Annotated in this window: 18 protein-coding genes and 1 pseudogene; 15 read left to right on the top strand and 4 right to left on the bottom strand. The window is 68.6% G+C overall.

Translation table 11 applies throughout. The annotated features are described in order from the left end of the window. The first annotated feature begins 6 nt into the window (after nucleotides 1–6). Genes EH231_RS24090 through EH231_RS24080 form a run of 3 tightly spaced genes read left to right on the top strand, consistent with a single transcriptional unit; the run spans nucleotide 7 to nucleotide 3861 of the window. Nucleotides 7–1224 (top strand): acyl-CoA dehydrogenase family protein, encoded by a 1218-nt coding sequence (locus EH231_RS24090; RefSeq protein ID WP_124713473.1) that lies wholly within the window; start codon nucleotides 7–9, stop codon nucleotides 1222–1224. Nucleotides 1225–1252: 28 nt separating this feature from the next. After that, on the top strand, nucleotides 1253–2725 hold the full coding sequence (locus tag EH231_RS24085; RefSeq protein ID WP_124713472.1) for an aldehyde dehydrogenase family protein: 1473 nt from the start codon (nucleotides 1253–1255) through the stop codon (nucleotides 2723–2725). Then, a complete protein-coding gene (locus EH231_RS24080; RefSeq protein ID WP_124713471.1) occupies nucleotides 2722–3861 on the top strand; it encodes a CaiB/BaiF CoA transferase family protein in 1140 nt (379 codons plus the stop codon). Before EH231_RS24085 ends, EH231_RS24080 begins: the two co-directional genes overlap by 4 nt. Here EH231_RS24080 and EH231_RS24075 read toward each other — a convergent pair. Beyond that, nucleotides 3851–4702, bottom strand: coding sequence for a dienelactone hydrolase family protein (locus EH231_RS24075; protein WP_090432282.1), 852 nt, complete (start codon nucleotides 4700–4702; stop codon nucleotides 3851–3853). The genes EH231_RS24080 and EH231_RS24075 overlap by 11 nt on opposite strands. 141 nt (nucleotides 4703–4843) lie before the next feature. Between EH231_RS24075 and glmS the strand changes: the two genes are divergently transcribed. Next, a complete protein-coding gene (gene glmS, locus EH231_RS24070; RefSeq protein ID WP_090432284.1) occupies nucleotides 4844–6721 on the top strand; it encodes a glutamine--fructose-6-phosphate transaminase (isomerizing) in 1878 nt (625 codons plus the stop codon). Continuing rightward, on the top strand, nucleotides 6721–7674 hold the full coding sequence (locus EH231_RS24065) for an alpha/beta fold hydrolase (RefSeq protein ID WP_090432286.1): 954 nt from the start codon (nucleotides 6721–6723) through the stop codon (nucleotides 7672–7674). Before glmS ends, EH231_RS24065 begins: the two co-directional genes overlap by 1 nt. On the opposite strand, the gene EH231_RS24060 is transcribed toward EH231_RS24065, so the two are convergent. Next, entirely contained in the window at nucleotides 7638–8396 is a 759-nt protein-coding gene (locus EH231_RS24060; RefSeq protein WP_090432288.1) for a DeoR/GlpR family DNA-binding transcription regulator, read from the bottom strand. The genes EH231_RS24065 and EH231_RS24060 overlap by 37 nt on opposite strands. Before the next feature lie 35 nt (nucleotides 8397–8431). Continuing rightward, nucleotides 8432–10414 carry a PTS mannitol transporter subunit IICBA gene (locus EH231_RS24055; RefSeq protein ID WP_090432290.1) on the bottom strand — a complete coding sequence of 661 codons (1983 nt, stop codon included), beginning with the start codon at nucleotides 10412–10414 and terminating at the stop codon, nucleotides 8432–8434. A gap of 192 nt (nucleotides 10415–10606) precedes the next feature. Between EH231_RS24055 and EH231_RS24050 the strand changes: the two genes are divergently transcribed. Beyond that, nucleotides 10607–11686 (top strand): zinc-dependent dehydrogenase, encoded by a 1080-nt coding sequence (locus EH231_RS24050; RefSeq protein WP_090432292.1) that lies wholly within the window; start codon nucleotides 10607–10609, stop codon nucleotides 11684–11686. An 86-nt stretch (nucleotides 11687–11772) separates the two neighbouring features. Here EH231_RS24050 and EH231_RS34415 read toward each other — a convergent pair. Continuing rightward, nucleotides 11773–12510: pseudogene (locus EH231_RS34415) on the bottom strand (EamA family transporter); the annotation flags it as partial. Between the two features lie 99 nt (nucleotides 12511–12609). On the opposite strand from EH231_RS34415, the gene pdxR reads away from it, so the two are divergent. From pdxR to tsaD, 9 genes are all read left to right on the top strand, one after another. Then, nucleotides 12610–14022: a MocR-like pyridoxine biosynthesis transcription factor PdxR gene (gene pdxR / locus EH231_RS24040; protein WP_090432294.1), complete on the top strand. Its 1413-nt coding sequence runs from the start codon at nucleotides 12610–12612 to the stop codon at nucleotides 14020–14022. A gap of 166 nt (nucleotides 14023–14188) precedes the next feature. Continuing rightward, nucleotides 14189–15637, top strand: a complete 1449-nt coding sequence (locus EH231_RS24035; protein WP_090432871.1) for an NAD(P)H-hydrate dehydratase — start codon at nucleotides 14189–14191, stop codon at nucleotides 15635–15637. A 14-nt stretch (nucleotides 15638–15651) separates the two neighbouring features. After that, the gene (gad, locus tag EH231_RS24030; protein ID WP_090432295.1) at nucleotides 15652–17034 is read left to right on the top strand and encodes a glutamate decarboxylase; all 1383 of its coding nucleotides are present in this window, start codon (nucleotides 15652–15654) and stop codon (nucleotides 17032–17034) included. Between the two features lie 69 nt (nucleotides 17035–17103). Continuing rightward, nucleotides 17104–18273 carry an alanine racemase gene (gene alr, locus EH231_RS24025; protein ID WP_090432297.1) on the top strand — a complete coding sequence of 390 codons (1170 nt, stop codon included), beginning with the start codon at nucleotides 17104–17106 and terminating at the stop codon, nucleotides 18271–18273. Then, complete coding sequence (locus EH231_RS24020) at nucleotides 18270–19358, top strand: alpha/beta fold hydrolase (RefSeq protein ID WP_164480999.1); 1089 nt, start codon at nucleotides 18270–18272, stop codon at nucleotides 19356–19358. Before alr ends, EH231_RS24020 begins: the two co-directional genes overlap by 4 nt. After that, a complete protein-coding gene (gene tsaE / locus EH231_RS24015; protein ID WP_090432299.1) occupies nucleotides 19351–19818 on the top strand; it encodes a tRNA (adenosine(37)-N6)-threonylcarbamoyltransferase complex ATPase subunit type 1 TsaE in 468 nt (155 codons plus the stop codon). Before EH231_RS24020 ends, tsaE begins: the two co-directional genes overlap by 8 nt. Next, a complete protein-coding gene (gene tsaB / locus EH231_RS24010; protein ID WP_090432874.1) occupies nucleotides 19815–20453 on the top strand; it encodes a tRNA (adenosine(37)-N6)-threonylcarbamoyltransferase complex dimerization subunit type 1 TsaB in 639 nt (212 codons plus the stop codon). Before tsaE ends, tsaB begins: the two co-directional genes overlap by 4 nt. Continuing rightward, nucleotides 20450–20911, top strand: a complete 462-nt coding sequence (gene rimI / locus EH231_RS24005; RefSeq protein ID WP_124713469.1) for a ribosomal protein S18-alanine N-acetyltransferase — start codon at nucleotides 20450–20452, stop codon at nucleotides 20909–20911. The genes tsaB and rimI overlap by 4 nt, the downstream gene beginning before the upstream one ends. After that, nucleotides 20908–21930, top strand: a complete 1023-nt coding sequence (tsaD, locus tag EH231_RS24000; protein WP_090432303.1) for a tRNA (adenosine(37)-N6)-threonylcarbamoyltransferase complex transferase subunit TsaD — start codon at nucleotides 20908–20910, stop codon at nucleotides 21928–21930. Before rimI ends, tsaD begins: the two co-directional genes overlap by 4 nt. Nucleotides 21931–21983: the final 53 nt, after the last annotated feature.

Here is a 21983-nt window from a genome sequence, read left to right as displayed (position 1 = left end):
TACCTCATGACGCTGACCGCCGCCGCCGCCGCACCGGCTGCCAAGAAGTCCGCTTACCGGCCGCTGGAGCTGTTCGACACTGATCGGTTGCTCGATGACGACGAGCGTGACATCGCCGCGACGGTGCGGCAGTTCGTCGATACCCGGCTGCGGCCCAACGTCGGCGAGTGGTTCGAAGAGGCCACGTTGCCCAAAGAGTTGGCCAGGGAGTTCGGCAAGCTCGGGGTGTTGGGCATGCATCTGCAGGGTTATGGGTGTGCGGGCACCAACGCTGTGAGCTACGGCCTGGCGTGTATGGAGCTGGAAGCCGGCGACAGCGGGTTCCGCAGTTTTGTCTCCGTGCAGGGCTCGCTGTCGATGTTCTCGATCTACCGGTACGGATCTGAGGAACAGAAGAACCAGTGGCTGCCCCGGCTGGCGGCCGGGGAGGCGATCGGCTGCTTTGGCCTGACCGAGCCCGACTTCGGCTCCAACCCCGCGGGCATGCGCACCCGGGCCCGCCGCGACGGCGCCGGAGAAAACGCGGACTGGGTGCTCAATGGCACCAAGATGTGGATCACCAACGGCAACCTCGCCGATGTGGCCACGGTCTGGGCCCAGACCGATGACGGCATCCGGGGCTTTGTGGTGCCCACCGACACCCCTGGGTTCACCGCCAACGAGATCCATCGCAAGCTGTCCCTGCGGGCGTCGGTGACCTCCGAGCTCGTGCTGGACAACGTGCGGCTGCCGGCCTCGGCGCAACTGCCTTTGGCCCAGGGATTGTCGGCCCCGCTGTCGTGCCTGAACGAGGCCCGGTTCGGCATCGTGTTCGGTGCCCTGGGTGCGGCCCGCGACAGCCTGGAGACCGCGATCGACTACGCGGGTTCGCGTGAGGTGTTCGACAAGCCGTTGACCAGCTACCAGCTCACCCAGGAGAAGCTGGCCAACATGACTGTCGAACTCGGTAAGGGAATGCTGCTGGCCATCCACCTGGGCCGGATCAAGGATGCCGACGGCGCTCGGCCCGAGCAGATCAGCCTGGGCAAGCTCAACAACGTCCGCGAAGCCCTGGCCATCGCGCGCGAATGCCGGACCCTGTTGGGCGGCAGCGGAATCACCCTCGAATACTCACCACTGCGCCACGCCAACAACCTCGAATCCGTGCTCACCTACGAAGGCACCTCCGAGATGCATCTACTGTCCATCGGCAAGGCACTCACCGGCCAGGCAGCCTTCCGCTGAGCCGCCGCAACCTGATTGGAGCAATCGGATGACTACGCATACACCGGCACGGCTTCAGCACCTCATTGCCGGGCAATGGATTTCCGGCGAGGGTGATGGCGTCCGCAGTGTCGATCCTTCGCGGCCACAGTCGGTCGTCGCCGAAGGCGGCGCCGCGAGCGCGGACCATCTCGAGGCGGCGGTGGCCGCCGCCGGCGAGTCGGTTCGCGCATGGGCGGCCACCCCGATGGCCACTCGCGGTGGTGTGCTGCTGGCCGCTGCCGAGATCCTCGACGACAAGGCCGGCGAGTGGGGACGCGATCTGTCGGTAGAAGAAGGTAAGACGCTGGCCGAAGGCGTCGGTGAAGTGCGTCGCGCGGCCCAGATCCTGCGCTACTACGGCAACGAGGGGGACCGGCAGGCCGGCGAGATCTATGCCTCGCCGCGGGCCGGTGAGCAGATCCTGGTCACCCGCAAGCCGGTTGGCGTGGTCGGGGTGATCACCCCGTTCAACTTTCCCATCGCCATCCCGGCCTGGAAGATCGCTCCGGCCCTGATTTACGGGAACTCGGTGGTGTGGAAGCCCGCCAGTACGGTGCCGCTGCTGGCGATGCACCTGGCGCGCGCGCTCGACAGCGCCGGCCTGCCCGCGGGCGTGCTCAACTTGCTCATCGGGAGCTCGGCCATCGGCGACGGGATCGTCAACCATCCCGACGTCGACGCCGTCACATTCACCGGCTCCACCGGCATCGGGCGGCGGATCGCGAGTATGGCCGCCGCCCGCGGGGTTCCGGCGCAAGCCGAGATGGGTGGCAAGAACGCCGCTGTCGTGCTCGACGATGCAGATCTGGACCTGGCGGTCGAGCAGGTGATGATGGGTGCGTTCCGTTCGACCGGCCAAAAGTGCACGGCCACATCCCGGTTGATCCTCACCGAGAAGATCGCCGACCGTTTCCTAGAGGCGCTCGCTGACCGTGCCGAGGCGCTCGTCGTGGGCGACCCGGTTCACGAGGCCACCCAGATGGGTCCGGTCGTCAGTGAGTCGGCGTACAAGACGATCACGACCGGCGTCGAAACCGCGCGGGCCCAGGGAGCGACAGTCCTGGCCGGCGGACGGGCATATGCCGACGGCCCGCTGGCCGAGGGCTACTTCATCGCGCCGACCGTCGTCGAACTCAACGGGGCACCGGCCGACGTGTGGACCGAGGAGCTGTTCGGCCCGGTCCTGGCCGTCCGGCGGGCCGCCGATGCTGACGCCGCGTTCGCCATGGCCAACGACAGCGAATTCGGGCTCTCGGCAGCGGTTTTCACCCAGGATCTGACCCGGGCCCTGCAGGCCGTCGAGCAGATCGACGTGGGCGTGCTGCACGTGAACTCCGAGTCGGCAGGCGCCGATCCGCACGTGCCGTTCGGGGGCGCCAAGAAGAGCGGGCTGGGCCCCAAGGAACAGGGCGGCGCTGCCAGGGAATTCTTCACCCACACCACCACGGTGTACCTGCGCGGCGGGCAGGCGAGAGCATGAACGCCGGTGCGCTCGACGGAATCACCGTCATCGACTTCAGCCGCGTACTGGCCGGCCCGTACGCCACCATGATGCTCGGCGACTTCGGGGCCGACGTCATCAAGATTGAGCGGCCCGGCGTCGGGGACGACACCCGCGAGTGGGGACCGCCGTATGACGCGGACGGCGTGGCAACGTATTTCAACGCCGTCAACCGCAACAAGCGTTCTCTGGTGCTCGATCTCACCGATCCCGGCGACGTCGCCCGTGCCCGCGAGTTGGTCAGCCGCGCCGACATCGTGGTCGAGAACTTCCGGCCCGGAACCATGGACAAACTCGGTCTGGGCTACGACACGCTCCGCGAGGTCAAACCAGACCTGATCTATTGCGCCATCACCGGATTCGGCCGGGACGGCGGCGCCGACCTGCCCGGCTACGATCTGCTGGTCCAAGCCGTCGGCGGGCTGATGAGCATCACCGGAACCGAACCCGGCGACCCAACGAAGGTCGGGGTGGCGATGGTCGACGTGCTCACCGGCATGCACGCCATCACGGGCATCCTGGTGGCACTGGCTCACCGCGACCGCACCGGTCAGGGACAACGCGTCGACACCGACCTGTTGTCAGTGTTGTTGTCCTCCATGGTCAATCAGGCCTCGGGATTCCTGGGCGCCGGCAGCGTCCCGACGATGATGGGAAATCGCCACCCGAGCATCGCGCCCTACCAAACCTTCAACACCGCGGATCGGCCCATCGCGCTGGCCGTCGGCAACGACAAGCAGTTCCGGTTGTTGGTCACCGCGCTTGGGCTCGACGGGCTCGCCGACGACGAACGCTTCAGCTCGAACGCGCTACGCGTGCGTCACCGAGATGAGCTGTGTGCTCTGTTGGAGGCCGAGTTCAGCAATCACGGAGCCGATTACTGGTATGGCGTCCTCACTGCTGTGGGGGTGCCGGCCGGGCCCATCAACGACATGGCCGAGGCGTTCGCCTTCGCCGAGAAGCTGGGCTTGGCCGCGACCGTCCCGGTGCCCGGCAGCAGCACCCCTCAGGTCGCCAATCCGGTGTCGCTGTCGGCGACGCCGGTGCAGTACCGCAGTGCACCGCCCCGACTGGGAGAGCACCTGCTCGGCGACCCCGCCGGCGTCACGGCTTGAGCAGCGCGACCACCTTGTCCTCGAGAGCGACCGGATCGGCGTTCGGGTCGGCCGGCTCGGTGTGCGGCAGGTCGCCCTCGGGGTCGGCAAAGGCGCGGTAGGTCTTGTCGCCGGTCAACGTGGCCAGCAGGTAGCCGGTGAGAAGGCCGCGAACGGTCTTCTGGGTGCTCCGGTCGGCGCCGGGCAGCCCGATGAACCGGGCCAGTCGGCGGCCCTCGACCAGACCGCCGGCCTGCGCCTTGCTCACCGTGCGTAGCGTCGCGCCCTCCCAGGCCCGGGCCAGCTCCACGGCGTTCGAACGCAGGGTCATCGGATCGCCGGGGGCGGTCAGGACCAGGCCGGGTACCTGCAGCGTCGACGCCGGTTGCTCGGCCGGCGGCTTGGTAACCGTCGGGAACAGCGACACCACAGCCTTCGGGCGGTGCGGATCGCCGCCCATGCCCGCGGCGGCGAACACCGCGGCCGAGCCGCCGAAACCGTGCCCGACCACACCCCGCTTGCCCGGGTGCACGCTGATCTTGCCGGTCCCCAGCCGCACCCCGGTGATGATCTCGAGGGCCGCGCCCAGGTCGAAGGCGAAATTGAGCACCGACGGCGCCAGGCCCGTCTCGGTGTTGGGGGCCGCCGCCACGATGCCCCAGGAGGCCAGGTGCTCCAGGGTGTGCGTGTAGTTGTCCGCCTGCGTCATCCACTCGTGGCCGAACACCACTCCGGGCAGGTTCAGGCCGGACTCCGGCGTGTACACCACGCCCGGCATGCCGGCGAACGCCAGGTCACCGCGCAGAACCCGATACGGTCCGCGGCGGGTCAACCCTGCGAAGAGCTTCTTTGTGCTGGCCACGCGTTGACCGTATCGCAGCGCGCCGCGGCGCGTGAGCGCGCCAATTGAGCCTGAGGCGCGCCCGGGCTTTCGCGGTGATATCCGTCAAACGTCGTCGCGCAGAATCGGGCCAGGGCTCCGACTGCACTACCCTGGGACCCTATGTGTGGAATCGTCGGCTACGTCGGGGCGCGCCCGGCCCGCGGCATCGTCGTCGACGCGCTGCGCCGGATGGAATACCGGGGTTACGACTCCGCGGGAATCGCGCTGATCGACGACAACGGCGGGTTGACGGTACGTCGACGCGCCGGACGCCTGGCCAACCTGGAGGCCGCCCTCGCCGAGACCGACGACGGCGTGCTTACCGGCACGACCGGCCTGGGCCACACCCGGTGGGCCACCCACGGACGGCCCACCGACCGCAACGCGCACCCGCACCGCGACGCCGCGGGCAAGATCGCCGTCGTCCACAACGGCATCATCGAGAACTTCGCCGGCCTTCGCGCCGAGCTGGAAGCCGACGGGGTCGAGTTCGCCAGCGACACCGACTCCGAGGTGGCCGTCCACCTGGTGGCCCGTCAGTACGCCAACGGTGACACCGCCGGCGACTTCCCGGCGTCCGTCCTGGCCGTACTGCAGCGCCTGGAAGGCCACTTCACCCTGGTGTTCGCCAGCGCCGACGATCCGGGCACGATCGTGGCCGCTCGCCGGTCCACCCCGCTCGTCGTCGGCATCGGTGAGAACGAGATGTTCGTCGGCTCCGACGTGGCGGCGTTCATCGAGCACACCCGGCACGCCGTGGAGCTCGGCCAGGACCAGGCGGTGGTGCTGACCGCCGACGGCTACCGGATCACCGACTTCTTCGGCCGGGACGATCTGCAGGCCGGCCGGGACTACCGGGAATTCCACATCGACTGGGATCTCGACGCCGCCGAAAAGGGTGGCTACGACTACTTCATGCTCAAGGAGATCGCCGAGCAGCCCGCCGCGGTCGCCGACACCCTGCTGGGGCATTTCGTCGACGGTCGCATCGTGCTCGACGAGCAGCGCCTTTCCGATCAGGAACTGCGCGAGATCGACAAGGTCTTCATCGTCGCCTGCGGCACCGCGTACCACTCCGGCCTGCTGGCCAAATACGCCATCGAGCACTGGACCCGGTTGCCGGTCGAGGTCGAGCTGGCCAGCGAGTTCCGGTACCGCGACCCGGTGCTGGACCGCAGCACGTTGGTGATCGCCATCTCGCAGTCCGGCGAGACCGCCGACACGCTGGAGGCGGTGCGGCACGCCAAGACGCAGAAGGCCAAGGTGCTGGCGATCTGCAACACCAACGGCAGCCAGATCCCGCGCGAAGCCGACGCGGTCCTCTACACCCGGGCCGGGCCGGAGATCGGTGTGGCCGCCACCAAGACGTTCCTGGCGCAGATCGCCGCGAACTACCTGGTGGGGCTGGCCCTCGCGCAGGCCCGTGGAACCAAGTACCCCGACGAGGTCGAGCGCGAGTACAGCGAGCTGGAAGCCATGCCGGACATGGTCAGCCGGGTACTGGCCGGGATCGAGCCGGTGTTCCAGCTGGCGCAGCGGTTCGCGACGTCGCCCACGATCCTGTTCCTGGGCCGGCACGTCGGCTACCCGGTGGCGCTCGAGGGCGCGCTCAAGCTCAAGGAGCTGGCTTACATGCACGCCGAGGGCTTCGCCGCCGGTGAGCTCAAGCACGGTCCGATCGCTCTGATCGACGAGGACCTGCCGGTCATCGTGGTGATGCCGTCGCCCAAGAACGCGCAGATGCTGCACGCCAAGCTGCTGTCCAACATCCGCGAGATCCAGGCCCGCGGCGCGGTGACCATCGTGATCGCCGAGGAGGGTGACGACACGGTGCGGCCGTACGCCGATCACCTGATCGAGATCCCGGCGGTGTCAACGCTGTTCCAGCCGTTGCTGTCGACCATCCCGCTGCAGGTGTTCGCGGCCGGGGTGGCCCGGGCGCGAGGGTACGACGTCGACAAGCCGCGCAACCTGGCCAAGTCCGTCACCGTCGAATAGTGGATCTGCGGGTTCCGACGGTCAACATCGCTGGGCGGTGGGACCGGAACGCGCTCGGAGCATTCGTTTCCGACGCGGCGTTCGAGCATTTCCTGGGCACCTACCGGGCCGGGATGGCGGCCTTGCCGCCGTTCGAACTGTTCGACGTGCCCACGTCGTTCGGCACGGTGCGGGCCTACCGGTTCGCCGGGCCGGACGCCGGTGTGCCGGTGGTGCTGCTTCCGGGCCGCAATGCGTCGACGCCGATGTATGAAACCAACCTCGGACCGTTGCTGGAGCGTCGCACCGTGTACGGCATAGACCTGCTCGGTGAGGCCGGCCTGTCGGTGCAGCACAAGGTGATTCGTGATGCTTGCGATCAGGCGCAGTGGCTGGATGAGACGCTGGCCGGACTCGGGCTGGACAAGGCCCACCTGCTCGGGGTGTCGATGGGCGGCTGGACGGCCACCAACGGTGCGGTGCACCGGACCGGCCGGATCGCGTCGCTCACCCTGTTGGATCCGGTGTTCACCTTCACCGGCATTCCGGTCAAGGCGATGCTGGCCTCGGTGGCACTGTTCGCGCCGGGCGTGCCCGAGCGCTTGCGCAGGCGGGTGCAGAGCTGGATTGCCGGGGGTGCCGATGTGGATGCCGCCGAGATGGAGGCCGCGCTGATCTCCGCCGGTTCAACGGATTTCACGCTGCGCACGCCGATGCCGAAGCTGTTCAGCGACGAGCAACTACGGGGGATCGACGTGCCGGTGCTGGCGTTGATCGCGGGCCGCAGCGTCATGCTCAACCCGACGCGCGCCGTCGCGCGGGCGCGAGAGCTGTTGGTGCACGGTGAGATCGAGCTCTGGTCCGACGCTTCTCACGCCATCAACGGCGAATACCCGGATGAGATTGCCCAACGGGCGGGCCGGTTCTGGGACGGTCTTCAGGTGCGGATCACCGATGGCCCCAGCGCTTCGTAGCGCTGTGCTTCCTCTGCGGGCAACTCGGTGCCCGTGACGATCGACTCGAAATCGGAGACGTGCGCGAACCGGCAGAAACTCGTCTCCCCGAACTTGGAATGCGCCGCCACCAACACGCACCGTTGCGCGACCTTGACCGCTGTCTGCTTCACCGCAGCCACCGCGGGATCCGGTGTGGTGAGGCCATGTTCGACCGTGATCCCGTTGGTGCCCAGAAAGGCGATGTCGATCACCAGGCTGTTGAGTCGCTCCACCGCCCACTGGTCGACGGTGGCCAGGGTGCGCCCTCGCATACGCCCACCGATCATCAGGACGGTGACGGTCTCGCTGTGTGCCAGCGCCTCGGCGGCCAGCAGCGATGATGTGACCACGGTCAGTTCCTGATCGGCGAGCTGTTCGGCGATCAGCCGTGGCGTGAAACCCTCGTCCAGGTAGACGGTTTCGGCGCCGTGCAACAGGTGTGCCGCCGCGGCAGCGATGCGGTGCTTCTGGGCCAGGTCTACCTGGCTGCGGTATTCGACGGTGGATTCGAACGCCGCGGTCTCCAGTGGGATCGCGCCGCCGTGCACACGTTTGAGCAGTCGTCTCCCGGCCAGTGCCTTGAGGTCGCGGCGGATGGTCTCGGCCGCGACGTCGAGTTCCTCGGCCAGCGTCAGCACATCGACGCGGCCCCGGCTGCGCGCGAACTCGACGATGCGACTCTGGCGGGTATCTGAATCCACCCTTGCCATTCTGGGGCACCCGGGTGCGGCGTCGGTTATTTGCTGTCGGAAAGCACTGCGCGCACGTCGTCGGCGCTGGTCGCCGCCCGCAGCCGGGCCACCTCGTCCTTGTCGAGGAACACGTGCGCGATCTTGGTCAGCAGGGCCATGTGGTCGTTGCCCAGCCCGGCGATGCCGACGACGAACTCGGCGGGCTTGCCGTTCCAGTCGATCGGTTCGGGGTAGCGCACGAACGAGATCCCGGTGCGGCGGATCGCGGTCTTGGCCTCGTTGGTGCCGTGCGGGATGGCCAGACCGTTGCCCATGTAGGTCGACACCGACTTCTCCCGCTCGTGCATGGCATCCACGTAGGCCGGCTCGACGGCGTCCGCCGCGACCAACAGGGCACCGGCCTCGTCGATGGCGGTGTCCGCTGAGGTGGCGGTGCCGGCCAGCACGATCGATTCGAGGGGTAGCACGTCGTCTGCTTTGCTCACGGGCTGTTCCACCACCGCTGCATCTCCACCCGTCTGGTCTTCGCGCGAGCGCTCATCCCCAGCGGAGTTCGTGTCACCGAGCATCTCGACGATCTCGTCGTAGCGGGGTGAACTCATGAAGTCCTCCACCGAGACATGAACGGCCGAACCGGTTTTCAGTCGGGCCCGGTCGGTCAGGTCGCGGTGTGTGACCACCAGGTCGTAGGTGTCGGTGAGATTCGCGATCGATTGGTTGGTCACGGCGATGTCGCCGAATCCGGCGGAACGGATCTTCTTGCGCAGCACCGAGGCTCCCATCGCCGAGGACCCCATACCGGCGTCACAGGCGAACACGATGCTGCTCACCGGACCCCGGGGCGCACCGACCAGGGCGGAAGCCACGCTGGACTTCTTGCCCTTGAGTGCCTCCATCTCGGCGGTCGCCGCAGCGAGATCGGGCTCGTCACCGGCACGATCGGTCTTGAGCAGCAGTGAGGCGACGGCGAACGAGACGGCGGTGGCTCCGAGCACGGACAACGTCACGCCGAGAAAGCTGCCGCCGGCGGTCTGCGCGTAGATCGCGATGATCGAACCCGGTGCGGCCGGGGCCCGCAAACCGGAACCGAACAGCACGTTGACGAAGACGCCGGTCATGCCGCCGAGGATGGTGGCGGCGATCAGCTTGGGCTTCATCAGCACGTACGGGAAGTAGATCTCGTGGATGCCACCGAAGAACTGGATGATCGCGGCGCCCGGTGCCGAGGCGCGGGCCGCGCCGCGACCGAACACCATGAACGCCAGCAGGACTCCCAGGCCGGGACCGGGGTTGGTCTCAAGCAGGAACAGAATCGACTTGCCGGTGTCCAATGCCTGGGTGGTGCCCAGCGGTGTCAGCACACCGTGGTTGATGGCGTTGTTGAGGAACAGCACCTTCGCCGGTTCGATGAGCAATGAGGTCAGGGGCAGCAGGTCATTTCTGACCAGGAAGTCCACCGCGTTCCCGGCGGCGCGGGTGAACGATGACACGATCGGTCCGACACCGAAGAAGCCGAAGATGGCCAGCAGCATGCCCAGGATGCCCGCGGAGAAGTTGTCGACGAGCATCTCGAAGCCGGGCCGGATCTTGCCTTCCCACAGCGCGTCTGCCTTCTTCATCGCCCAGCCGCCCAGGGGCCCCATGATCATCGCGCCCATGAACATCGGGACATCGGCGCCGGCGACCACCCCCATGGTGGCGATCGCGCCGACGACGGCGCCGCGGTTGCCGTGGATCATCCGGCCACCGGTGTATCCGATCAGGACGGGCAGCAGGTAGGTGATCATCGGGCCGACGATGCCCGCGCCGTCATAGCTGCCCCAGCCGCCGATCCTGGCCACCCAGCCGTCGGGGTCCTTGAGCCCGGAGAAGATGGCCTGTAGCCAGCCCTGCTCGATGAACAGGGCCGTGATCAGGCCCCAGGCGATGAAGGCGCCGATGTTCGGCATCACCATGTTCGACAGCGAGGTGCCCAGCTTCTGCACGTGCACCCGAACCCCGGGGCGTGGCGCTTCGACAGTGGACATCTGACGACCTCCGATCTTGCCGGCTGCTGGGTGACGCCGGTCACATGCACACCCAGTACACCGCACAAGTGGGCACTATTGCAAGCAATCGGACTCAAATGGGCATTAGAAACTGTGGTTTTGTGACCGAATTGGCGTTAGGGTGCTGATACCAACCCGGTGACCTAGTCCCTGTGAGTCGAGAGGACCACCATGAAAGCCCTGCGCTACTACGCCCCAGAGGACGTCCGCCTGGAGGATGTGCCGGAGCCGCAGTGCGGCCCCGACGAGGTGAAGATCCGGGTGCGCAACTGCTCCACCTGCGGTACCGACGTCAAGATCCTGCACAACGGGCACCAGAACCTGACCCCACCGCGCACGATCGGCCATGAGATCGCCGGTGACATCGTCGAGGTGGGGGCCGACGTGAATTCCTCCTACGGCACCGATTGGGCAGAGGGTGACCGAGTTCAGGTGATCGCGGCGGTCCCGTGCGGAGAATGTCACGAGTGCCGCAAGGGCTGGATGGCCGTGTGTCAGAACCAGACATCGATGGGCTATCAGTACGACGGCGGGTTCGCCGAGTACATGATCGTTCCGCGCCAAGTGCTCAAAGTCGATGGGCTGAACCGGATTCCGGACAACGTCGGCTACGACGAGGCGTCGGCGGCCGAACCGTTCGCGTGCGCGATCAACGCGCAGGATCTGCTCGGTATCGAAGAGGGCGACACCGTCATGGTTTTCGGTGCCGGTCCCATCGGCTGCATGCACATCCGCATCGCGCGCGGTGTACACAACTGCGGCCCGGTCTATCTCGTCGACGTCAACGCCAGCCGGCTCAAGATCTCTGCCGACGCCGTGCATCCCGATGAGGTGATCAACGCGGCGGAGGTCGACGTCGTCGAGAAGGTGATGGAACTGACCGGCGGCCGCGGCGCCGACATCGTCATCACCGCCACCGCGGCCAACGTCACCCAGGAGCAGGCCATCGCCATGGCGGCCCGAAACGGGCGCATCTCGTTCTTCGGTGGACTGCCCAAGACCAACCCGACCATCACCTGCGATTCGAATGTGGTCCACTACCGGCAGTTGCACATCCACGGTGCCAACGGCTCCGCGCCGGAGCACAACAAGCGTGCGCTCCAGTACATCTCGACCGGTCAGGTGCCCGTGAAGGACCTCATCACGCGCCATATCCCGCTCGACGATGTGCTCGACGCCTTCTCGATCGTGCAGAACGGTGAGGCCATCAAGGTGACGGTCGAGCCTGCCGCTGCCACAGCGTCGGTCTGACGGCGCGGTCCGTCGCCCAGGCCCGATGCGAGCCCTGCGGCGATCAAGCCGATGCCCGCCCACACCGGTCCCGCGGGCAGGGTGCCGGTGACGGGTATGCCGATCACGGCGGCTGCTACCGGCGCCACTCCGGTGAGCAGGCCGGCCCGCCCGGCGCCCAGCGTGCGCACGCAGGTGTACCAGAGGACGAACGCGACGGCGGTGACGCACACGGCCAGGTAGCCGATCGCCAGGATCTCGCCGGTATCGAAAGTGCTTGCCGCTCTCCACCCTTCGGTGCTCAGCGCGAGCACGCCGAACATCGCGGCGGCCATCCAGGTGGTGTGCACCGATACACCGGCCGCGCCGTGCGAGGACAGCACCGGTACAGCCAGCAGCGTGAAGCCGGCCTCGCACCCGAAAACGACCACTGCCCAGAGCAGTCCGATGGCGTCGGCGCGGCCCAGTCCTTCGACGATGACCGCCCCGACGCTGACGATCACAGCGGCGGTCAGCACCCGGGTCCGGGCGCGGTGGCCTTCGAGTAGGGGGCCGAGGGCGGCCAGTGCCAACGGCACGCATGCCACCGCGACTGCCAGGACCGCGGGCTCGGCGTGGCGCGATCCGTATACGAGGGCCACGTTGAACAGCACCAGGCCGGTGACGGTGACACCCAGCAGCCAGAGCCACTCCGTGCCCTGCGGGCGACGCAGGGGCCGGCGGGTCAGTCGGACCCACGCGAGTAACAGCACGCACGCAATGGCGTAGCGCAGTGCCTGCGCGGTGTGCAGTGGCGCGTCGGCGAGCGCACCCGAGACGGCCACGCTGCCGCCGACGAACGTCATGCCGAGTGCACCGGACAGGCCGGCGCGGGTGGGGCTGGACATGCTCCCATGCTGGCGCCAATATGGTCCAACAAGTAGATCCAAGTTTGGACATCTGTCATGGACCAAATTGCAGGCGCAGACTTTCTGCAGCTCGACCCGGCGACCGCCCCGACGCGCGGACTCACCGACTGGCTCGCGGATGCGCTGCGCACTGCGATCGCTGACGGGAGGCTCACCCCGGGCACCCGCTTTCCGCCGACCCGGTTGCTGGCCGGCGAACTCGCGGTGTCCCGCGGTGTGGTCGTCGAGGCCTATCGGCGCCTTGCCGACGAGGGTCTGGTCAGCGGGCACGCGGGTGGGGGCACCCACGTTCTCGCGCAGCCGGTCCGGCGGCCCCGGGCAGAACCCCCGGCGCCGCCGTCGGCGGTGTCGCGTCTGCCGCGGCCCCGCCTTCCTGCCGGTGAAGGAATCGATCTCTCGCCAGGTGTGCCCGATCTGTCGGCATTCCCGCGCAGCACCTGGCTGCGCGCCGAGCGCGCGGTGCTGGCCGCGACCTCGCCGGAAGACCTCGGCTACGGAGATCCCCGCGGTCATCCGCGGTTGCGGGCGGCACTCGCGCCGTGGCTGGCCCGGACCCGCGGCCTGCGGATCGAACCCGACGACATCCTGGTGGTCGCGGGCGTCGCCCAGGCCGTCGCCCTTCTCGCCCGGCAGCTGTGCGGCGAAGGCCTCGACGCGATCGCCGTCGAGGATCCCGGCTCGCGCGGGGCGGTCGACGAACTCGAGTACTGGGGTCTGCGCCCTGTGCCTGTCCCCGTCGACGACGACGGCATCCGCGTCACGGAGCTTGCCGCCACCGGCGCACCCACGGTCTTCCTGACTCCGGCGCATCAGTTCCCGACGGGCGTGGTGCTCGGCCCGCACCGGCGCCGGGAGCTGCTGGAGTGGGACGGGGAGCTGATCATCGAAGACGACTACGACGCCGAATATCGCTATGACCGGGCACCCGTGCCGGCCCTGCATCCGTCGGCGCCCGATCGCATCGCGTATGCCGGCAGCACCTCGAAGAGCCTGGCGCCCGCGCTGCGCCTGGGTTGGGTGATCGCGCCCTCGCGGCGCCGCCCGGACCTGGTGGCGGCCAAGCATGCGACTGACCTCGGCAGCCCGACGCTGCCGCAGCTGGTGCTCGCCCGGTTACTGGAATCGGGCGAGTACGACCGGCATGTCCGGCTGATGCGCACGCGGCACCGGGCCCGGCGCGACGCGCTGCTGGACGTGTTGTCGGTCGCCATGCCTGCCGCGAAGGTGAGCGGTGTTGCCGCCGGTCTGCACCTGCTCGTGACGCTGCCCGACAGTGTCGACGATGCCGCGCTGGCCGACGATCTACGTGCAGCCGGTGTTCTCGTGCATCCCGTGTCGTGGCACCGGCGGCTACCAGGACCACCCGGCCTGGTCCTCGGGTACGCATCGCATCCACCCGACCGGTTGCGCGAAGCCGCAGCCACCATCGCCCGGATCGCGCGAAAGTGACGCAGTGGTCGTTCCTGCGCGTCGGTAACAGCCACAGCGTCACTTTCGGTGCCGCCCGGCAACACCAGCGGCCTGGTCGGGGCGAATCTGTGACCGTGCCGAGCAAACACACGTAACCTGTTGGCGCGCGGCAAAGTCGAACACATCTCGAGTGGAACGGGAGCTGATGCGGTACTACTACTCGGCCGATGCGATCCGTGCCGCCGAGGCCCCACTGCTGGCATCGCTGCCCGACGGTGTGCTGATGAGCCGCGCCGCCTACGGGCTGGCGACAGCGATCGCGACCGAACTGAAGCTGCGTACCGGTGGTGTTGCAGGCCGGCGCATATGTGCGGTGGTGGGCTCCGGTGACAACGGCGGCGACGCCCTGTGGGCGGCGACGTTCCTGCGCCGCCGCGGAGCGGCCGCCGACGCCGTCTTGCTCAATCCGGACAAGACTCACGCCAAGGGCCTGGCCGCCTTCCGGCGCGCCGGGGGCCGCGTGGTGGCCGGTATCGCCGCCGCAACCGATCTGGTGATCGACGGAGTAGTCGGTATCTCCGGGCGCGGGCCGCTGCGTCCCAACGCCGCGGCGGTATTCGAGGCGAACACCGCACCCGTCGTCGCCGTCGACATCCCCAGCGGCCTCGACGTGCAGACCGGGGCCGCCGACGGCCCGCATGTGCGTGCTGCCCTGACTGTCACATTCGGCGGTCTGAAACCCGTACACGCACTGGGCGAATGCGGTCGCGTCGAACTCATCGACATCGGCCTGGACCTGGCACCCAGCGACCTGGCCGGGTTCGAGGTGGCCGATGTCCGGGCCCGCTGGCCGATCCCGGGCCCGCACGACGACAAGTACACCCAGGGAGTGACAGGTGTGCTGTCCGGGTCGGCGACCTATCCCGGTGCGGCGGTGTTGAGCACCGGAGCCGCGGTGGCCGCCACCTCCGGCATGGTCCGGTATACGGGAAGTGCTGGACCGCAGGTACTTTCACACTGGCCCGAGGTGATCGCCGCGCCCAGCCCGCAGGAGGCCGGCCGGGTCCAGGCCTGGGTGGTCGGGCCCGGACTGGGCACCGACGACACGGCGAAGGCCGCACTGCGGTTCGCGCTCGAATCCGATCTGCCGGTGATCGTCGACGCCGACGCTCTCACGCTGCTGGCCGCCGACCCCGGGCTGCTCAGTGGGCGCAGCGCACCGACCGTGCTCACCCCGCATGCCGGCGAATACCAACGGCTGGCCGGTGACCCACCGGGCGCCGACCGCGTTGCTGCCACCCGCGGCCTGGCCGACCGACTCGGCGCGACCGTGCTGCTCAAAGGCAACGTCACCGTGATCGCCTCGCCTGGTTCGGCGGGCAGGAGCGGAGCGACCGGGGGATCAGGCACCACCACGTATCTCAACCCGGCCGGCCAATCCTGGGCTGCCACAGCCGGATCCGGCGATGTGCTGTCCGGGATCATCGGCGCCCTGCTGGCGGCCGGACTGCCCGCCGGCGAAGCCGCGGCTGCGGCAGCCTTCGTCCATGCCCGCGCCGCCAACCTGTCGGCGGCCGATCCCGGTCCCAACCCGGCGCCGACTTCGGCGTCACGCATCCTCGCCCATGTCCGCGCCGCGATCGCCGCGCTGTAACGAAAAGGATCTCCATGCCGCACAAGCACCCTCGCACCCCGCATATCTCGCCGGCCTACACCGGCAGGCTGGCGATGTCCCCGGTTCCGTCGCTGCGCCTGCCTGACAAGTCGATGGATCCCGATGCGGCGTATCGCTTCATCCACGACGAGTTGATGCTCGACGGCAGCTCGCGGTTGAACCTGGCGACGTTCGTCACCACGTGGATGGACCCCGAAGCCGAGAAGCTGATGGCCGAGACGTTCGACAAGAACATGATCGACAAGGACGAGTACCCGGCCACCGCCGCGATCGAAGCGCGCTGCGTCAGCATGGTCGCCGACCTGTTCCACGCCGAGGACCTGAGCGACGAGGATTCATCGGCCGCATGCGGAGTCTCGACCATCGGCTCCAGCGAGGCGGTGATGCTGGGCGGCCTGGCGATGAAATGGCGGTGGCGCGAGAAGGTCGGTAAGGACTGGAAGGGGCGGACCCCCAACCTCGTGATGGGGTCCAACGTCCAGGTGGTGTGGGAGAAGTTCTGCCGCTACTTCGATGTCGAGCCGCGCTACCTCCCGATGGAGGAGGGGCGCTACGTCATCACCCCCGAGCAGGTGCTCGACGCGGTCGACGAGGACACCATCGGCGTCGTCGCGATCCTGGGCACCACCTACACCGGGGAGCTGGAGCCGATCGCCGAGATCTGCGCGGCGCTCGACCAGCTCGTTCAAGACAAGGGTCTGGACATTCCGGTCCACGTCGACGCCGCCAGCGGCGGATTCGTCGTCCCGTTCCTGCACCCCGACCTGGAGTGGGATTTCCGGCTGCCCCGCGTGGTGTCGATCAACGTCAGCGGCCACAAGTACGGGCTGACCTACCCGGGCATCGGGTTCGTGGTGTGGCGCAGCAAGGAGTACCTGCCCGAAGACCTGGTGTTCCGGGTCAACTACCTCGGCGGGGACATGCCGACGTTCACCCTCAACTTCTCGCGGCCCGGCAACCAGGTCGTGGGCCAGTACTACAACTTCCTTCGGCTGGGCCGGGCCGGATACACCCAGGTGATGCAGTGCCTGTCGCAGACGGCGCGCTGGCTGGGGGACGAGCTGCGCGACAGTGAGCACTTCGAGCTGATCACCGATGGTTCGGCCATCCCCGTCGTCAGCTTCCGGCTCAAGGGCAAACCGGGCTACACCGAGTTCGATGTATCGGAGGGGTTGCGCTCCTTCGGCTGGCAGGTGCCGGCCTACACCATGCCCGAGGGCGCCACCGACGTCGTGGTACTGCGGGTCGTCGTGCGCGAGGGGTTCTCGGCCGATCTGGCCCGCGCGCTCAAGGAGGACACGATCACCGTGCTCCAGCGACTCGACAAGCTCAAGCCGAGCGGCGCATTCAACGACCTGCAGCCGTTTGCGCACTAAAAGGCGCCTACCGGTCCGCTGATCTTCCCCGATACCTGGCTCTGGGACAATGGTCGGCGGTGATATGACATGCAGACGACCGAACTCGAGACATCGCTGAACCCGCACGCATCGCCGCAGGCGATGGTGGATCTCGGCGCGATCGGCCACAACGTCCGCCTGCTGCGCGAACATGCCGGCGGCGCCAGGGTGATGGCGGTGGTCAAAGCCGACGGCTACGGGCACGGCGCCGTCGAGGTGGGCCGCGCCGCCCTGGCCGCCGGCGCGGCCGAACTCGGGGTGGTGACCATCGCCGAGGCGGTGGCGCTGCGGGCCGGCGGGATCACCGCTCCCGTGCTGTGCTGGCTGCACCCGCCGGGCACCGACTTCGCCCCGGCGCTCGAGGCCGATGTGCAGATCGCGGTGTCCTCGGTGCGCCAGCTCGGCGATGTGGTGGCGGCCGCGCGGCAGACCGGCCGCACCGCGACCGTGACCGTGAAGGTCGACACCGGGCTGAGCCGCAACGGTGTCAGCCCCGCCGATTTTCCCGACGTGATCGCCGCGCTGGGCCGTGCCCAGGCCGACGGCGTCATCCAGGTGCGCGGCATCATGAGCCACCTGGTGCACGGCGACGAGCCGGACAATCCGTTCAACGACCTGCAGGGCAAGCGGCTCACCACGATGCGTGAGCAGGCCGCCGCCCAGGGCGTGGTGTTCGAGCTGGCCCACCTGTCCAATTCGCCTGCGGCGATGACCCGTCCGGATCTGGCCTTCGACATGGTGCGGCCCGGCATCGCGGTCTACGGCCTTAGCCCCATCCCCGAGCGTGGCGACATGGGGCTGGTTCCCGCCATGACCTTGAAATGCCCTGTCGCGCTGGTGCGTTCGGTGCACGCCGGCGACGGGGTGTCCTACGGCCACCGGTGGATCGCCGACCGGGACACCACCCTGGCGCTGCTGCCGGTGGGCTACGCCGACGGCATCTTCCGCTCGTTGAGCGGGAAGATCGAGGTGCTGATCAACGACAGGCGCCGCCCGGCCGTCGGACGGATCTGTATGGACCAGTTCGTCGTCGACCTCGGCCCGGACGTCACCGACGTCACCGAAGGTGATGAAGCGATCCTGTTCGGCCCCGGCACCCAGGGCGAACAGACCGCCCAGGACTGGGCCGAACTGCTCGGCACCATCAACTACGAGGTGGTCACCAGTCCGCGCGGGCGGATCACCCGCACCTATCTGCAGGCAGGTCGCGGGCGTTGAGTCGCAATGCTCAGTGGCTGGCCGGTGCCGCCGGGCTCACCGCTGTGGGCACGGTGGCGGGCAGGTCGGTGGCGCGGTCGCTGACCCGCCGCAGGGCCGGCGAGGATCCTTACCTGGGTGAGGATTTCGAGCGCCTCGATGCCGACCGCAGCTCCGTGGTGACGACCGAGGACGGGGTGCCGCTGGCAGTTCGTGAGGTCGGCCCCAACGACGCACCGCTGACGGTGGTGTTCGCGCACGGTTTCTGTCTGCGCATGGGGGCCTTCTACTTTCAGCGCACCCGGCTGGCCGAACAGTGGGGTCCGCAGGTGCGGATGGTGTTCTACGACCAGCGGGGCCACGGTCAGTCCGGGGCCGCGTCGCCGGACACCTACACCGTCGAGCAACTCGGACGCGACCTGGAAGCCGTTCTGGCTGTGACGGTTCCGCGTGGGCCCGCGGTACTGGTCGGCCATTCGATGGGCGGTATGACGGTGCTCTCGCATGCGCGGCAGTTCCCGCACCGCTATCCGAAACAGATCGTCGGTGCCGCGGTGATCTCCTCGGCAGTCGAGGGTGTGGCCCGTTCGCCGTTGGGCGAGATCCTGCGCAACCCGGCGCTGGAGGCGGCGAGGTTCCTGGCCCGCTATGCCCCCGGCGCGGTGCATCGCACCCGCGGCGCGGCCCGGTCGGTGATCGGGCCGGTCCTGCGCGCGGCGTCCTACGGCGACGAGGCGGTCAGCCCCAGCGTGGTCGAGTTCTCCCAGCGGATGATGCACGGAACCTCGGTCACCACGCTGGTCGAGTTCCTGCATGCCCTCGAGGTCCACGACGAGGCCGGGGCCCTACGGGTGCTGGCGAAAGTGCCGACACTGATCGCCTGCGGTGACCGTGACCTGCTCACCCCAATGGAATACTCAAAGGCCATGGCCGCACAGCTACCCCGCTCCGAACTGGTGATCGTCGGGGGAGCGGGTCATCTGGTCCAGCTTGAGGAGCCCGTGGTGATCGACGACGCACTGGTCCGTCTGGTGGAGCGGGCCACCCCCTCCAAACTGGTCACCCTGACCCGCCGGGTCCGCGACCGGGTCCGGTTCCGTGGCTGAACGCAGCGCCGGCACGGCCGAGTTGGCCACCACCGAGGACACCATTGCCCTGGGCGCGACGCTGGGTGCCGGGCTGAAGGCCGGTGACGTGGTGGTGTTGTCGGGCCCGCTCGGGGCGGGCAAGACGGTGATGGCCAAGGGCATCGCCCAGGCCATGGATGTGGACGGACCGGTGGTCTCGCCGACGTTCGTGCTGGCCCGCGTGCATCGCGCCCGGCAGGCCGGCCGTCCGGCGATGGTGCACGTGGACATGTACCGCTTGCTCGACCATCCCGGCGTCGACCTGCTGGGAGAACTCGACGCGCTCGACCTCGACACCGATCTGGACGACGCCGTGGTGGTGGTCGAGTGGGGCGAGGGTCTGGCCGAACGTCTATCCGAACATCACCTGGACATCCGTATCGAGCGGGACACCGAAACCGAGACGCGCACGGTGATCTGGCAGTGGAGCGCCCCATGAACGTGTTGACCATCGACACCGCGACCCCGGCGGTGAGCGCCGGCGTGGTCCGTCGTGCCGAGGACGGCACGGTCGACCCCCTCGCCGAACGGGTGACGGTGGACGCCCGCGCCCACGCCGAACAGCTCACGCCGAACGTACTCGGCGCCGTGTCCGATGCCGGGATCACGGTTGCCGATCTCGACGCGGTCGTCGTCGGCTGCGGACCCGGCCCGTTCACCGGGCTGCGGGTGGGGATGGCCAGCGCCGCGGCGTTCGCTCATGCGCTGGGCGTTCCGGTGCACGGGGTGTGCAGCCTGGACGCCATCGGAATCCACACCGACGGCGACGTTTTGGTGGTCACCGATGCGCGGCGGCGCGAGGTGTACTGGGCGCACTACCGCGACGGAGTCCGGGTCGACGGCCCCTCCGTCAACGCACCCGCCGATGTGGCGGCCGTGCTGCAGAGCTCAGTCGCGGCGGTGGCCGGTTCGCCCGAGCACGCCGCACTGTTCACCCTGCCCCGGCTCGATGTGGTGTACCCGACGCCCGCGGGCCTGGTGCGCGCCGTCGCCGATTGGGATGACCCGCAGCCGCTGGTTCCGCTGTATCTGCGTCGGCCCGACGCGAAACCTTCTGTGGCGGCCCGGAAATGACCGTGTTCGATGCGCTGACCCGTGCCGACGCCGCGCGGTGCGCGGAGCTGGAAGCCAAGCTGTTCGTCGGCGACGATCCCTGGCCGGCAAGCGCCTTCCTGGCCGAACTCGACGCCAAGCACAATCGCTACATCGCGGCCCGTAGCGAGGGGGTGCTGGTCGGCTATGCCGGTATCTCCCGGCTGGGCCGAATGCGCCCGTACGAGTACGAGATTCACACCATCGGCGTGGACCCCGAGTTCCAGGGGCAGGGGATCGGGCGTCGGCTGCTCGACGACTTGCTCCACTTCGCTTCGGGCGGAACGGTTTTCCTGGAGGTTCGCACCGACAACGAACCGGCCATCGCGCTGTACGAGAGCGTCGGATTCGTCAACATCGGCCTGCGCAAGCGGTACTACCGTGCCAGCGGGGCCGACGCCTACACCATGCAACGCCTTCCCCAAGGGGACCCGAAGTGATCATCTTGGCCATCGAAAGTTCTTGTGACGAAACAGGAGTCGGCATTGCCGACCTCGCCGAAGATGGGACGGTGCGGCTGCTCGCCGACGAAGTCGCCTCCAGCGTCGACGAGCACGCCCGATACGGCGGTGTCGTTCCCGAGATCGCTTCGCGCGCGCACCTGGAAGCACTGGGGCCGACCATGCGCCGGGCCCTGGACACCGCGGGCATCGAGCGGCCCGACGTCGTCGCCGCCACCATAGGACCCGGGCTGGCCGGCGCGCTGCTGGTCGGGGTGGCCGCCGCCAAGGCGTACGCGGCCGGGTGGGACGTCCCGTTCTACGGGGTCAACCATCTGGGCGGGCACCTGGCCGCCGACGTGTACGACCACGGGCCGCTGCCCGAGAGCGTGGGCCTGCTGGTCTCGGGCGGGCACACTCATCTGCTGCATGTCCGGTCGCTGGGGGAGCCGATCATCGAGCTGGGCAGCACCGTCGACGACGCCGCCGGTGAGGCCTACGACAAGGTGGCCCGACTCCTCGGACTCGGATATCCGGGCGGCCGGGTGCTCGACGAGTTGGCCCGCACCGGTGATCGCGACGCCATCGTGTTCCCGCGCGGGATGACCGGGCCGCGGGACGACCCGTACGTGTTCAGCTTCTCCGGTCTCAAGACCGCGGTGGCCCGCTACGTCGAGGCCCACCCGGAGGCCTCACAGGCCGACGTGGCGGCCGGCTTCCAGGAGGCCGTCGCCGACGTGCTGACCGCCAAGGCCGTGCGGGCGGCCACCGACCTCGGGGTGTCCACCCTGTTGATCGCGGGCGGTGTGGCGGCCAACTCCCGGCTCCGTGAACTCGCCGAGGAACGCTGCGCGGCGGCAGGGCTGACCCTGCGGGTGCCGCGGCCGCGGTTGTGCACCGACAACGGCGCGATGATCGCCTCGTTCGCCGCGCACCTGATCGCGGCCGGCGCGGACCCGTCGCCGCTGGATGCGGCCAGCGATCCAGGCCTGCCGGTGGTCAAGGGGCAGGTTGCGTGAACTTAGCTTGCGCGAGCAGACGCGAATGTTCGCTCCGCCGCGGCGTGTCGGGG

This window comes from Mycolicibacterium nivoides, assembly GCF_003855255.1.
GTDB lineage: Bacteria > Actinomycetota > Actinomycetes > Mycobacteriales > Mycobacteriaceae > Mycobacterium > Mycobacterium nivoides.
This window is presented reverse-complemented; position numbering and strand designations above follow the sequence as displayed.